Source organism: Phascolarctobacterium succinatutens CAG:287, from assembly GCF_000434895.1.
Taxonomy (GTDB): Bacteria; Bacillota; Negativicutes; order Acidaminococcales; family Acidaminococcaceae; genus Phascolarctobacterium_A; species Phascolarctobacterium_A succinatutens_A.
The window spans coordinates 78,076-90,040 of record NZ_FR892795.1 but is presented as its reverse complement, the minus strand read 5'-3'; the positions used below and the strand labels follow the sequence as shown (position 1 = coordinate 90,040).

Sequence of the window (11,965 nt, the reverse complement as noted above, 5' to 3'; positions counted from 1 at the left end):
AGAAAGACTTATATTTTAATTGCTTACTTAAATCCTTATATTGATATTATGTGCTTAAGTTGTTATAATTAGTAACAAGAGCAGAGGGGGATTAAAATGAGTAATTATGCTGTAACCTTGAATTATAATTGCCATTATGGCTATGTAGAATATAACGAAGCGGATAAGACTGCCGTAGTAACCTTGCCGGAGGCTGTTGCCGAAGCTAAGGCTGCTGTCGAAAAGTATCTGGCAACTCCGTTGAGCCTGGATGTACCGCAGGGTGATACTATCCGTGATTTTGCTACGATAACGCTGGAGCCGCTTTCCAGTAAGGAGGCGTTTCAGGTAGCGCTTACCCGTCTTTGGGGTAAAACCGGCGTGCGTGTTGAATGGAGCATGCCTCCGGGAATGGCTGACGATATCGCCGCTGAGGTGCTGGCAGAAGCACATTAACTGCTGCTTGTTTGAGGGCAGACTCTTTATGTAGTAGAGTCTGCCTTTTTGTTTATAAAAATTGTGTGAAGAATAGGAGAAATGCAGATGCTGGATATCAACAAATTACGCAATGCTTACAATGTTATTCACCGTATGAGCCAAAACAGACATCCTTTTGCCGAGGAGGAGCTTTCACTGGAGGCTGTACAGAGCGCGCAGGTACAGGAGGCGCTTACCGATGCCGCAGAAGTTATTGCTGTTTACGGCAAGATTATGAATCTGGTTTCGCAGAGCACGAGCTTTAAGGTTGCACCCAAAACTTCTAAGGCAGTTAAAAGCAGCTTTGTTGTGGAACAGGATGACCTGAGCAGGCTGCAGCCTATGACTGAAGCTACCAATATCACAAAGCTTGTAAAATATATTAATGATACCTTTGCAGATAAGGAAATGCATAATCTTACCACGGTGGAGCTTGGCAGATGGTTGGAACATGCAGGTTATCTGCAGTTGCCGGAAGATGGGCGCAATAAAATTCCGACAGAAAAGGGTTCTGAGTTGGGTATTGTTACCGAAAAGCGTGTAAGACAAGCTACCGGAGAAATTTATTATATTAACTTTTATCCGCAGGCAGCGCAGCAGTTTATTTTTGATAATCTGCCTGCTGTGGCGGAGTTTTTGGCAAAGGAAAAAGAGGAGAAGCTTGCTGACGCATAACTTGCTGTTTCCGCATTGCCAGTAGACTGTTTTTGCGGTATAATATTTAATACAGCTTGGGCGGAAAGGCTTGAGTTCTGCCTGAGCTGTTGTTATGGTTCCGTAGCTCAGTAGGATAGAGCAACCGCCTCCTAAGCGGTAGGTCGCCAGTTCGATTCTGGCCGGGATCACCAAGAGAAGAACCCCTGGACTTATGTCCGGGGGCTTTTTGTGTGGCTTCCAGAACAGTATCCTTGAACAGCATCGCATAATACATAATGTTTTCTAAAATTGACAAGATAACCATTTATGTTTATAATAATAAACATAATGAGGGCGGTGATTAGAAATGAAGAAAGCTGCGTATAATATATTACCGGGAACAGAAGAAATCCTGCAGACTATGGGAGAACAAATTAAGCTTGCAAGACTCAGACGGAGTTTATCTGCTGAACTGGTGGCTGAACGTGCCGGAATCAGTCGCGCCTCTCTTTGGAAGGTTGAAAAGGGAGATCCGTCGGTAGCTATGGGTATATATGCAGCCGTCCTGCATGCCTTAAACAATCTTGATAAAGACCTGCTTCTTGTCGCTAGGGATGATGAGATGGGCAGACAACTGCAGGATCTAAATCTGATTACAAAGAAACGTGCACCAAGGAGGTCTGAATAATGGCAATAAATCATAAAACAATCTTCGTTTATGATGATTTTAGTACAGATCAGCCTGTCCTTATGGGAAGTTTATATGTAAATGTTATCAAAGGCGGAGAATCCTATTCGTTTGAATACGATAAAGGCTGGCTGAAAAAAACGGGTCTTACTCTAACTCTGGATCCAGAGCTTATGCCGTATTCCGGTAGACAGTATCCGACCGGTAAGAACATTTTTGGTTTGTTTGCAGATGCTTCTCCGGATCGCTGGGGACGCGTGCTTATGAATAAGCGTGAAAGAATTCTTGCGGAAAAGGAGGGCCGTAAGCCATCTAAGCTTTATGACAGCGATTACCTGCTTGGTGTGTACGATGAAACCAGAATGGGCGGCATTCGCTTTAAGGTAAATCCGGAAGGTCCATTTCTTTCCGATGATAAGGAAACAGCCGCTCCACCTTGGGCTACGCTTCGCACATTGGAGGAAGCCTCCAGAAATTTTGAAAATGATGAGACCGGTTTAACTGAAAAATGGCTGAATCAGCTGATCAAGCCAGGTTCTTCTCTGGGTGGTGCCAGACCGAAGGCAACCGTAGTAGATACAAAAAATCAGCTTTGGATTGCAAAGTTCCCGTCAAAGAACGATGAAAATGATACCGGAGCTTGGGAAATTGTGGCACATGATCTTGCAGCGCTCTGCGGTCTGAATGTCCCGGAGGCTAAGCTTGAGAAGTTTTCACCACTTGGAAGCACTTTCCTGATAAAGCGTTTTGATCGTTTGGGAAGTAAGCGAGTACATTTCGCCTCGGCGATGACGTTGCTTGTTAAAAAAGATGGCGCATCCGCTGCTGATGGAAGTAGCTATCTGGACATAGCAGCCTTTATCAAGTCCTATGGTGCGCAGCCTAAGAAGGATCTAATCGAACTTTGGAAACGTATCGTGTTTAATATGGCGGTTACTAATACTGATGATCATCTGAGAAACCATGCATTTATATTGACAGACAAGGGCTGGATCCTTTCACCTTTGTATGATGTAAACCCGGTTCCTTACGGGGATGAGTTGTCTCTCAATGTGGATGAGTATGATAACAGCATCAGTATTGATCTTGCAGTGCAGACCGCTGTGAAATTTGGCATTTCAAAATCGGATGCTGAGGCGGTGGCGGAAGATATTTTGCAAATCGTCAGAGATAACTGGGAAAGAACCGCCGCCGGATATGCTCTGACCCGCAGACAAATTGAAGAAATGAGACCTGCATTCAACGCATGTTACGAATAAAATACATATTCCCATTTTAGAAAAATCTAAGAATCGGCTAAAAGACAGGGTCTGATGAAGAAAAAGCTGTTTCCATGTTTGAGTGGAAACAGCTTTTTTAGCTTTCAGTATTCTTTTTTGTCTTGCTAAACTTATTTATTCACCTTTGCCATAAACTTTTCATTATCAATAATAAAACGCTCGTGCGTACCCTTACCGATAACCCCCTTGCTGTCCGCAGCACTCACCTCAAAGGTCAGCTTGCGTCCGTCAACCGCAGTCAGCTTAGCGGTAGCGGTAACACTGTCGCCCATAGCGGTAGCGCGGTCATGCGTAATATTCAGGCTGATGCCTACAGTGCCGCTGCCCTCCTCCAGATGAGCGTTGACTGCGGCGCAGGCAGCCTCCTCCATCAGTGCGCACATAGCGGGAGTGGCAAAAACAGCCAAAGAGCCGCTTTTCATAGTAGCGGCAATATTAGCCTCGGTTACGGTTACGTTAGCGGTGCCGGTAAGTCCGGTATGTAAATTTGTCATGCTTAATACCCTCTTTCTATAATCAAATCATACGCTTATATCATAAAGTATTATCGTTCTGCTGACAAGTCCTAAATGCCAGGATAAGAATTTTTTGCCTGTATATTGCAGGAATTGTTTGCTTAGCGCCGAATTATAGTAATATAAGCAAAATTGAAATGATGGCTGGAGGTGTAGAACCATGGCTTTAGAATTTAACAAAACCTCGTATTTAAAGATTTATACAGGCGAGGATGTTCTCTTTGAGGATATTCCGCTTTATAAAGCAATTCTGCGTGAAGCACGCTCTTTGGGCCTTGCCGGCGGTACTGTTATCAAGGGTATTGAAGGCTATGCCAGCAAGGTGCGCGGTGTCGGCCGTGCTGTCAGCACATTTATCAGCGGCAATGCCAATTTTCCGGTTATTGTGGAGCTGGTAGATAAAAAAGAAAATCTCGAAAAGATTTTGCCGTTTCTGGAAAAGAACGCTACCCATGCTCTGGTGGTTATGGGAGAGGCCGATTACCTGGTAACCGATTTTATGCGCAAGGCAGAGAGCTATAAGGATATCAACAACGGCTCGCCGGAGCCAAGCTACCTGCGTAAGCAAAAGGAACAACAGCAATAAGCTGATAAACCGCAGTTAAAAATTGAGGCTGCGGTTTTTTTATGGGAGATGACGAGGAGGAGAATTTATGTATGATGTTGCCATTATTGGTGGCGGTCCTGCCGCAATTTTTGCCGCCTATGAGTTCGTACTGAAGTATCCGCAGCTGAAGGTTATTATGCTGGAGGCCGGCAATACGATTGAAAAGCGCTTCTGCCCGCTGGCAGCCAAGAAGGTCGACCACTGCATTAACTGTAACCCCTGCAGCATTATGCGCGGTTTTGGCGGTGCCGGTGCTTTTTCGGACGGCAAATATAATTTTACGACGGAATTCGGCGGCTGGCTGAACGAATATCTGCCGGAGGACAAGGTTATCGAGCTGATTGATTATGTTGATGAGCTGAATTGCCGTCATGGTGCTCCCGGCGAATATTTTTCTACCAAGAACAGCAAAATAGGCGTGCAGGCGCTGAAATACGACTTGCATCTGCTGAACGCCAAGGTGCGCCATCTGGGTACGGAAAACAATCTGGTGATTATGGAAAACATCCATAAGTTTTTGGAGGATAAGATTGAAATCCGTTGCAATACCGCGGTTGAAGAAATCTGCCGTCAGGAGGACGGAACCTTTGTGCTGGAGCTCAACAGGGGCGAGGCGGTGCCGTGCAAGTATCTTATTGCCGCTCCCGGTCGCGCTGGTGCGGAATGGTACACTGAGCAGTGCGCCAAGATGGGCCTTGATTTTATCAATAATCAGGTGGATATCGGCGTGCGTGTGGAGGTGCCGGCAGAGGTGTTCAAGCATATCACCGACGAGGTGTATGAGGCAAAAATTTTGTACCGCACCTCGCTTTATAATGACGTTGTGCGTACCTTCTGCATGAATCCCTACGGCTATGTGGTAGCGGAAAACACGGATGGTATTATTACTGTTAACGGCCACAGCTACCGCGACCCCAAGATGCACAGCAAGAATACCAACTTTGCGCTTTTGGTGAGCAGCAAGTTTACCGAACCCTTCCATGAGCCGCTGCAGTACGGCAAGCGTATCGCTTCGTTCTCCAACATGCTGGGAGGCGGCGTGCTGGTGCAGCGATTCGGCGATCTGGTGAAGGGCAGACGCACGAATGAGAAGCGTATGCTTAAGAGCTTTACCAAACCGACGCTCAGTGCAACGCCGGGCGATTTAAGTTTGGTCTTGCCTAAACGCCATCTTGATGATATTATTGAAATGATTTATGCTTTGGATAAGATTGCTCCCGGTATGGCGAATGCGGATACGCTGCTTTACGGCGTAGAGGTAAAATTCTACAGCGCACGCCTCGAGCTGGACAGCAATCTGGAAACCAAGGTTGCGAATATGTTTGCGGTAGGCGATGGTGCCGGTATTACACGCGGATTATCGCAGGCGAGTGCCAGCGGGGTCTGGGCGGCGCGCGTCATTGGTGCCCGTGCCTGCGGACAGAAGAATTAAGGAAGGTGCTTTTTTAGATGAATTTTGAGTTTTTTGCGTTTCTGGTATTTATGTCTTTCGTTTCCTTTGCGGTAGCCTTTTTGGCTTATGGCATGGTAGTGCGCTTTATGGGTAAGGACGGCTTCCTCGCCCGCATGGGACAGATTATCCTGGTGCCTGCATGTATCGTTATCTATGACTTTATCACGATGGCTGCACCGCAGAGCTACCGTTATGTTATCGGCAGTATTCCGCTGGTGCTGATTGCCGGTATTGCGATTTATTTCCGCTTTGTGAAGGGCGAAAACTTTGCCGAGGTTAAGGAGCAATCTCCTTCCGAGTTGGCAAAGCTGGCTGATGAACCGAAAAAGTTCAGCAAGAAATCTGCCCGCATCCACGAAAAAAGAAAAAATCGCGGTCGCGAGTAATTTAAGCAGGAATTTTTGCGCTAAGGCAGAATATATAACGTAAGAAGAAAAAAAGCCTCTTCTTGTAGAAAATATAATAAATAAATTACAACATGTGCATTATTATGGAGGTGCGTTGTTATGTTTAAAAAGATTCTTGTTCCTGTAGATGGTAGTGAAGGCTCCTGGAGAGCACTGGATACTGCTGTAGAGCTTGGCAAAAAGTTTGGCGGCGAACTGCATGTAATCAATGTAATCCAACCATATAATAATGCTGCTTTGCTGGCAGTGCCTCTGGATCACGCAACTGTAAGCCAGGGCAACAGTGAGCTGGAGAAAATCGGTGACAAGGTTCTCGAAATGGCGCAGGAGCGTCTGAGCACCTACGAAGGCGAAACCAAATTCAGCCTGGAGGTTGGGCATCCGTCCGAACGCATCATTGCTATGGCTAAAAAGACCGGCGCAGATGCAATCGTAATCGGCAGTCGTGGCCTTTCCGGTATTGCTGAATTCTTCCTTGGCAGCGTAAGCTCTAAGGTTGCTCAATATGCAAATGTACCTGTGCTGATTGTAAAATAAAATGCTGAAACGCATTCTTGTACCTATTGACGGTACGGAGCATTCCTGGAGAGCATTGGAATATGCCTGTGAGCTTGTAAGCTATACGCGTGGTTCGCTGGTAATTATGACGGTGGTTTCCGGCAGAATGAAACAGCATATTGTGGAATTTGGAAGCGATTGCCTGTATGCTCAGATGGGTGATGAAGTGCTTGATGCCGCACATGCGATTCTCAGCGGCAAGAACATTGACTGCACCTATTTGCTGGAAAACGACAACGATATTGCCAAAAGCATCCTGCGTGCTGTAGGTGAGCAGGAATGTGACGGTATCGTGCTGGGCAGCAGAGGCATGGGAGTTTTGGAAGGCTTGTTCCGCAATAGTGTCAGCAGTGTCATTGCGGAAAACGCTAATGTGCCTGTGACAATTGTTAAGTAAATATGCAAAAAATTAACGAGTACGCCGGGGTTCGTCCTGTGCGTACTCGTTTTGTTATGCTTATAATTTGCTTTGGCTGATGAAGCCGAGAAACTCCTTGACGTAGCTTGGCAGCAGATAATTTTTGCGGTAGATGAGATAGAGGCTGCGTTCGGAAAAAGCCTGCGGCAGCTCGAAGGCCAGCAAACGCTTTTCCTGCAGAAAGTTGTGTGCCGCCTTTTCCGAGATAATGGAAATGCCCATGCCGCCGGCGACAAGGTTTTTGATGGTTTCCTGATCGTTGACGCGGGCAATAATCTGCAGCTCGCTTTCGGCAATGCCGCTGTTGGCAAGAAAGTTATCTGCCATTTTTTTGCTGCCGCTTCCCTTTTCGCGCAGAATCAGCGGTTCGCGCAAAAGCTCCGGCAGCACATTTTCCTTTTGCTGCTTATACTGCAGAAAATGCTCGTTGACCGGGGTTATGACTACCATGCGGTCCTTGCAGAAGGGCTGGCAGCAGAAGTCGCTGTCCTCGCAGCTCATGCCGATAAAGCCAAGGTTGAACAGTCCGTCCTTCAGGCCGTTGATGATGCCTTGACTGTCGCTCTGGTGAATGATGAAGTAAATATCCTGATGCAATTTGCCGAAGTCTGCTAAAAGCTGCGGCAGAATATAAGCTGAGGGGATGGTGGAGGCGCCGAGGTGGATGATGCGCCGGCTTTCGATGGAGCAGGCCTGAATCATGCGCTCCTTCAGCTCCAGAATATTCAGCGCGTATTCGTAAAGCTCGCGTCCCTTGGGTGTTATCTGCAGGCTTTTGGTGGTACGCAGAATCAGCTTGGTGTTAAGCTCGCTTTCCAGCTGGTGAATATGCGTACTGACGGTGGACTGCGATACGAAGAGCCTGCCTGCAGCCTGCGTGAAGCTTTCCTCCTGTACTACGGTGACAAAGCTTTGCAGCTGTTTAAAGTCCATGGGCGAGCACCTCTTTCAATGCTTGCAGGGCAACATTGACTTCCTCTGCAGTATTGTTCCAACCGAAGGAAAAGCGCAGCGTACCCGTGGAATAGGTCCCGAGCGTTTTGTGAGCGTTGGGGGCGCAGTGCAGGCCTACGCGCGTAGCAATGGCGTATCTGTCCGCTAGGATGAAGGCCAGTTCTGCGATATCTGTTATATCTGTACTGATAGAAACAACACCTACGCGCTCGCTGCAGTTCCTTTTGCCGACGATGCGCAATAAGTTTTGCGCTTCTAATTGCTGCAGTCCGTCTAAAAACTGCTGCGTAAGCGTCAGCTCGTGCGTGCGGATTTTATCAATGCCCTGCTGCTGCAGCCAGCTGAGGGAAGCATGCAGGCCGGCGATGCCCGGCAGGTTGAGCGTGCCTGCCTCAAATTTATCGGGCATGAAGCGGGGAGTGTGCTCCGTATGGCTGAGGCTGCCGGTGCCGCCGACAATGAGCGGTGTTATTTCGTCAATCATGCTTTCACGCAGCACAAAACCGCCGATGCCCTGCGGTGCCATGAGGCCCTTGTGGCCCGTAAAGGTGAGAGCGTCGATGTGCATTTCCTGCATGTTGATGGGAACGACGCCGGCACTTTGCGCACTGTCGACGATGAATTTCAGGTTATGCTTTTGGCAGAAGCTGCCGATTGCCGCCAAGGGCTGCAGCGTGCCGCAGACATTGCTGGCGTGCGTCATGATGATTGCTTTGGTGTTGGGGCGCACAAGTTGCGGTAAAGCGTCTAAGCACAGTGTACCCTCTGCGTCGCAGGGAATGCGGCTGAAGGTGATGGCATCAGTGGGAGCGTTGTCAGTCGTAAGCTCTGTGCCGATTTGCTGGAGCGGACGCATGACGGCGTTGTGCTCCATTGCGGTAACAAGCACATGGTCGCCGCTGTGCAGCAGTCCTTTGATGATGATATTCAGGCTTTCGGTAATGTTCTTCGTAAAGACAACATTTTTGCTGTCCTCGCCGCCGAAAAAGCGGCAAAGCTGCTCGCGAGTGGCAAAAACAAGGTCCTCGGTAGTGGTCGCGCAGGTACCGCGGCTGATGTTGGTGCCTGCATGTGTAATATATTGATAAACTGCGTCAGCAACTGCCTGTGGCTTGGGAAAGGTGGTGCTGGCGTTGTCGAGATAAATTTGCTGCATTTCCCGTACCTCCTCATGTTACGCCTATTCTATCATATAATTATCTGAAAAGCTAATAAATCAATCAGCTTTATCTATAAATGATATTGGTATAAGCGTGTGGGCTATGATATACTTTTGTCGAAGAAATATTTTGAGGAGGCTTTTTATGAAAAATGAACAAGTAACGATTGTTGCAACCGGTGCGATTATCGGCCTGGTGGCAGCAATGCTGGTGTTTTTCGGCAATCCGGCCAACATGGGCCTGTGTATTGCCTGTTTTTTGCGTGATACTGCTGGTGGCTTGGGCTTGCATGCCGCAAAGGCTGTGCAGTACATCCGTCCGGAAATTAGCGGTCTGGTGCTGGGCGCCTTGGCTGCAGCTTATCTGCACGGTGAGTTTTCGCCGAAGGGCGGCAGCTCTCCGCTGACACGTTTTGTGCTGGGCTTTTTTGCGATGATTGGCTGTCTGATGTTTTTGGGCTGTCCGTTCAGAATGCTGCTGCGTATCGCCGGCGGTGACTTGAACGCTGTTGTCGGTCTGGTTGGCTTTGCGGCAGGCATTTGTGCCGGCATTTTCTTTCTGAACCGAGGCTACAGCCTGAAGCGTACTTATAAGATGACGGCGGCGGAAGGCAGCATTATGTCGGTGATTGCCGTTGTACTGTTGGTGCTGCTCGTTGCCGCACCGGCCTTCATCCACTTTACCAAGGCGGGTGGCGGCCCCGGTGCCAAACATGCGGCTGTTGCTGTGAGCCTGATTGCTGCAGTGGCAGTCGGTTATCTTACGCAGCGCACACGCTTCTGCATGATTGCCGGTATCCGCGATTTTATTCTCTTTAGAGAAACTAAAATGCTGTGGGGCTTTGTGGCTGTTGTTGCGGCAGCTGCTGCTTGCAATGTTGTGCTGACCTCTGTAACCGGCGGTGCCTTTTTCAAGGTGGGCTTTGCAGCGCAGCCTATTGCGCACACCGATGCGCTGTGGAACGTGCTGGGACTTTTCTTGGCGGGTTTTGCCTGCGTACTCTTGGGCGGTTGCCCGATGCGTCAGCTGGTGCTGTCCGGCGAAGGCAACTCCGACAGCGCAGTAACTCTGCTGGGCTTTATCGTGGGTGCGGCCTTTGCGCATAACTTTGGCCTGGCCTCCAGCGGGAACGGTCCCACTGCCAACGGTCAGATTGCTGTTGTTATCGGTATAGTTGTTGTTACTGTGATCGCTTATCTGAATACATATAAAAAGTGAGGAAACGCTATGAAAACTATTGATGCAAGAGGACTTTCCTGTCCCGAACCAGTTATCCTGACGCGTCAGGCGATGATGAGCGGCGAGGCTGCTTATGAGGTAATAGTGGATAATAATACCTCCAAGGAAAATGTAACACGCTACGCACAGCATCAGGGCTATAAGGTTGCTGTGACGGAGCAGAACGGAGAATTTACTCTGTCCCTGAGCAAATGATGCAGTATATTGCAACGTTCTTTTCGCACTTCGGTGCGGTGCGCTTTCAGCATCTTTGCGCGGAGCGCGGCTGGCAGGCGCAGGTGCGTCCTGTGCCGCGCAGCCTGAGCAGCAGCTGCGGTACCTGCGTATTTTTTAAAACGGAGGCACTGGAGGATGCAGCGTCTTTGCAGACACCGGAGCTGGAGCAGATAGTGCGTGAGCGGGAGGATGGCTACGAGGTTTTGTATACTGCTGCCGAATAAGCGGAGGTTTGAGCTATGGAAAACGAAGTAAAGCTGACGAAGCTGGCGAGCTGTGCCGGCTGCGGTGCCAAGGTGGGTGCCGGTACGCTGTGCAATTTGCTGGAGGGCTTTCAGACGCATTATGATGCTAATCTTTTGGTAGGCTACGATAAAAGCGATGATGCCAGTGTTTATCGTGTGAGCGACGAGCTGGCGATTGTGCAGACAACGGATTTCTTTCCGCCGATTGTCGATGATCCCTTTATGTACGGACAGATTGCGGCAACGAACGCTTTGAGTGATGTTTATGCTATGGGCGGTGAACCGAAGCTGGCGCTGAATATCATGTGCATTCCCGAGAAAATGGACAAGGCAACCGTGCAGGAGATTTTGCGCGGCGGTTACGCCAAGGCCTATGAAGCAGGGGCAATTATCACCGGCGGCCACACCATTCACGGCGCGGAGCCGATTTACGGCTTGGCGGTGACAGGCTTTGTGAAGCCTGAAAATGTGTGGACGAACAGCGGCGCGCAACCCGGTGACGTACTGCTGCTGACAAAGCCTTTGGGCGTAGGCATTCTGACGACGGCGGCAAAGGCCGGCTTAGTAGAGCAGGAGCTGCTCGATAAGCTGTATGTGCAGATGAGTACGCTCAATAAATATGCGCATGATGTGCTTGTGAACTACAGCATGCATGCCTGCACCGACGTGACAGGCTTTGCGCTGTTGGGACACAGTCTGGAGATGGCGCAGGGCAGCGGCGTTACCGTGCACCTGAAGGCGCAGGCTGTGCCCTATCACGAGGAAGCATACGAGATGGCGGATATGGGCTTTATCCCTGCAGGCGCCTATCGTAACCGTGATTTTGCCGAAGCAGGTGTGCGCGTTGTGGGAGCTGTCGCGCGTGCGCTGCAGGATATTTTTTACGACCCGCAGACGAGCGGAGGCCTGCTGTGTGCCGTTCCCACGGAGGAGTCTAAGTCCTGTCTGGCAGAGCTGCAGGCAGTCGCTCCGGGTACGCGGATTATCGGCTATGTGACCGAAAAACTTGACAGTGCGATTTATCTGGAAGCATAAATATTTTCAAGATGCTGCTTAACTGGCGGCATCTTTTTTCACATTTTATTTACGCAAAAATGCTGTATACATTTATGCAGATATTTTACAAACAAGGC

16 protein-coding genes and 1 tRNA gene are annotated in these 11,965 nt (G+C 49.0%); 14 read left to right on the top strand and 3 right to left on the bottom strand.

The genetic code is table 11. The features are described from left to right. Nucleotides 1-96: 96 nt before the first annotated feature. The 5 genes from BN587_RS06525 (at nucleotide 97) to BN587_RS06505 (ending at nucleotide 3,039) form a co-directional block, all read left to right on the top strand. On the top strand, nucleotides 97-435 hold the full coding sequence (locus tag BN587_RS06525) for a hypothetical protein (protein WP_009146478.1): 339 nt from the start codon (nucleotides 97-99) through the stop codon (nucleotides 433-435). 87 nt (nucleotides 436-522) lie between these two features. After that, nucleotides 523-1,131 carry a hypothetical protein gene (locus BN587_RS06520; protein ID WP_021720338.1) on the top strand — a complete coding sequence of 203 codons (609 nt, stop codon included), beginning with the start codon at nucleotides 523-525 and terminating at the stop codon, nucleotides 1,129-1,131. Between the two features lie 96 nt (nucleotides 1,132-1,227). Then, nucleotides 1,228-1,304, top strand: a tRNA-Arg gene (locus BN587_RS06515). Nucleotides 1,305-1,459: 155 nt separating this feature from the next. Then, nucleotides 1,460-1,780, top strand: a complete 321-nt coding sequence (locus BN587_RS06510; protein ID WP_021720337.1) for a helix-turn-helix domain-containing protein — start codon at nucleotides 1,460-1,462, stop codon at nucleotides 1,778-1,780. Further along, on the top strand, nucleotides 1,780-3,039 hold the full coding sequence (locus BN587_RS06505) for a type II toxin-antitoxin system HipA family toxin (protein WP_021720336.1): 1,260 nt from the start codon (nucleotides 1,780-1,782) through the stop codon (nucleotides 3,037-3,039). Before BN587_RS06510 ends, BN587_RS06505 begins: the two co-directional genes overlap by 1 nt. Nucleotides 3,040-3,170: 131 nt before the next feature. On the opposite strand, the gene BN587_RS06500 is transcribed toward BN587_RS06505, so the two are convergent. Then, nucleotides 3,171-3,554 (bottom strand): thioesterase family protein, encoded by a 384-nt coding sequence (locus tag BN587_RS06500; protein ID WP_021720335.1) that lies wholly within the window; start codon nucleotides 3,552-3,554, stop codon nucleotides 3,171-3,173. 181 nt (nucleotides 3,555-3,735) lie between these two features. On the opposite strand from BN587_RS06500, the gene BN587_RS06495 reads away from it, so the two are divergent. The 5 genes from BN587_RS06495 to BN587_RS06475 all read left to right on the top strand — a co-directional run bounded on the left by BN587_RS06495 (nucleotide 3,736) and on the right by BN587_RS06475 (nucleotide 6,997). After that, entirely contained in the window at nucleotides 3,736-4,161 is a 426-nt protein-coding gene (locus tag BN587_RS06495; RefSeq protein ID WP_021720334.1) for a DUF190 domain-containing protein, read from the top strand. 67 nt (nucleotides 4,162-4,228) lie between these two features. Continuing rightward, nucleotides 4,229-5,614 (top strand): NAD(P)/FAD-dependent oxidoreductase, encoded by a 1,386-nt coding sequence (locus BN587_RS06490; protein WP_021720333.1) that lies wholly within the window; start codon nucleotides 4,229-4,231, stop codon nucleotides 5,612-5,614. Between the two features lie 17 nt (nucleotides 5,615-5,631). Next, nucleotides 5,632-6,021, top strand: a complete 390-nt coding sequence (locus tag BN587_RS06485; RefSeq protein WP_021720332.1) for a hypothetical protein — start codon at nucleotides 5,632-5,634, stop codon at nucleotides 6,019-6,021. Nucleotides 6,022-6,141: 120 nt separating this feature from the next. Next, the gene (locus BN587_RS06480; RefSeq protein ID WP_009146008.1) at nucleotides 6,142-6,579 is read left to right on the top strand and encodes a universal stress protein; all 438 of its coding nucleotides are present in this window, start codon (nucleotides 6,142-6,144) and stop codon (nucleotides 6,577-6,579) included. 1 nt (nucleotide 6,580) lies between these two features. Further along, complete coding sequence (locus tag BN587_RS06475; protein ID WP_021720331.1) at nucleotides 6,581-6,997, top strand: universal stress protein; 417 nt, start codon at nucleotides 6,581-6,583, stop codon at nucleotides 6,995-6,997. 60 nt (nucleotides 6,998-7,057) lie between these two features. Here the strand turns inward: BN587_RS06475 and BN587_RS06470 are convergent, their stop codons facing one another. Continuing rightward, entirely contained in the window at nucleotides 7,058-7,951 is an 894-nt protein-coding gene (locus BN587_RS06470) for a selenium metabolism-associated LysR family transcriptional regulator (protein WP_021720330.1), read from the bottom strand. Further along, nucleotides 7,941-9,128 (bottom strand): aminotransferase class V-fold PLP-dependent enzyme, encoded by a 1,188-nt coding sequence (locus BN587_RS06465; RefSeq protein ID WP_021720329.1) that lies wholly within the window; start codon nucleotides 9,126-9,128, stop codon nucleotides 7,941-7,943. The genes BN587_RS06470 and BN587_RS06465 overlap by 11 nt, the downstream gene beginning before the upstream one ends. Before the next feature lie 148 nt (nucleotides 9,129-9,276). Here BN587_RS06465 and yedE point away from each other — a divergent pair, with 148 nt between their 5' ends. Genes yedE through selD form a run of 4 tightly spaced genes read left to right on the top strand, consistent with a single transcriptional unit; the run spans nucleotide 9,277 to nucleotide 11,867 of the window. Next, entirely contained in the window at nucleotides 9,277-10,350 is a 1,074-nt protein-coding gene (gene yedE / locus BN587_RS06460; protein ID WP_021720328.1) for a YedE family putative selenium transporter, read from the top strand. A gap of 9 nt (nucleotides 10,351-10,359) precedes the next feature. Next, nucleotides 10,360-10,566, top strand: a complete 207-nt coding sequence (locus tag BN587_RS06455) for a sulfurtransferase TusA family protein (RefSeq protein WP_021720327.1) — start codon at nucleotides 10,360-10,362, stop codon at nucleotides 10,564-10,566. Continuing rightward, nucleotides 10,563-10,811 (top strand): DUF3343 domain-containing protein, encoded by a 249-nt coding sequence (locus tag BN587_RS06450; RefSeq protein WP_021720326.1) that lies wholly within the window; start codon nucleotides 10,563-10,565, stop codon nucleotides 10,809-10,811. Before BN587_RS06455 ends, BN587_RS06450 begins: the two co-directional genes overlap by 4 nt. A gap of 15 nt (nucleotides 10,812-10,826) precedes the next feature. Further along, nucleotides 10,827-11,867 (top strand): selenide, water dikinase SelD, encoded by a 1,041-nt coding sequence (gene selD / locus BN587_RS06445; protein WP_021720325.1) that lies wholly within the window; start codon nucleotides 10,827-10,829, stop codon nucleotides 11,865-11,867. The last annotated feature ends 98 nt before the right edge of the window (nucleotides 11,868-11,965 follow it).

What these genes read in the sequence shown, in the direction of transcription:
- BN587_RS06525 (WP_009146478.1), top strand. Translation starts at nt 97, where the DNA reads ATGAGTAATTATGCTGTAACCTTGAATTATAATTGCCATTATGGCTAT.
- BN587_RS06520 (WP_021720338.1), top strand. Translation starts at nt 523, where the DNA reads ATGCTGGATATCAACAAATTACGCAATGCTTACAATGTTATTCACCGT.
- BN587_RS06510 (WP_021720337.1), top strand. Translation starts at nt 1,460, where the DNA reads ATGAAGAAAGCTGCGTATAATATATTACCGGGAACAGAAGAAATCCTG.
- BN587_RS06505 (WP_021720336.1), top strand. Translation starts at nt 1,780, where the DNA reads ATGGCAATAAATCATAAAACAATCTTCGTTTATGATGATTTTAGTACA.
- BN587_RS06500 (WP_021720335.1), bottom strand. Translation starts at nt 3,554, where the DNA reads ATGACAAATTTACATACCGGACTTACCGGCACCGCTAACGTAACCGTA.
- BN587_RS06495 (WP_021720334.1), top strand. Translation starts at nt 3,736, where the DNA reads ATGGCTTTAGAATTTAACAAAACCTCGTATTTAAAGATTTATACAGGC.
- BN587_RS06490 (WP_021720333.1), top strand. Translation starts at nt 4,229, where the DNA reads ATGTATGATGTTGCCATTATTGGTGGCGGTCCTGCCGCAATTTTTGCC.
- BN587_RS06485 (WP_021720332.1), top strand. Translation starts at nt 5,632, where the DNA reads ATGAATTTTGAGTTTTTTGCGTTTCTGGTATTTATGTCTTTCGTTTCC.
- BN587_RS06480 (WP_009146008.1), top strand. Translation starts at nt 6,142, where the DNA reads ATGTTTAAAAAGATTCTTGTTCCTGTAGATGGTAGTGAAGGCTCCTGG.
- BN587_RS06475 (WP_021720331.1), top strand. Translation starts at nt 6,581, where the DNA reads ATGCTGAAACGCATTCTTGTACCTATTGACGGTACGGAGCATTCCTGG.
- BN587_RS06470 (WP_021720330.1), bottom strand. Translation starts at nt 7,951, where the DNA reads ATGGACTTTAAACAGCTGCAAAGCTTTGTCACCGTAGTACAGGAGGAA.
- BN587_RS06465 (WP_021720329.1), bottom strand. Translation starts at nt 9,128, where the DNA reads ATGCAGCAAATTTATCTCGACAACGCCAGCACCACCTTTCCCAAGCCA.
- yedE (WP_021720328.1), top strand. Translation starts at nt 9,277, where the DNA reads ATGAAAAATGAACAAGTAACGATTGTTGCAACCGGTGCGATTATCGGC.
- BN587_RS06455 (WP_021720327.1), top strand. Translation starts at nt 10,360, where the DNA reads ATGAAAACTATTGATGCAAGAGGACTTTCCTGTCCCGAACCAGTTATC.
- BN587_RS06450 (WP_021720326.1), top strand. Translation starts at nt 10,563, where the DNA reads ATGATGCAGTATATTGCAACGTTCTTTTCGCACTTCGGTGCGGTGCGC.
- selD (WP_021720325.1), top strand. Translation starts at nt 10,827, where the DNA reads ATGGAAAACGAAGTAAAGCTGACGAAGCTGGCGAGCTGTGCCGGCTGC.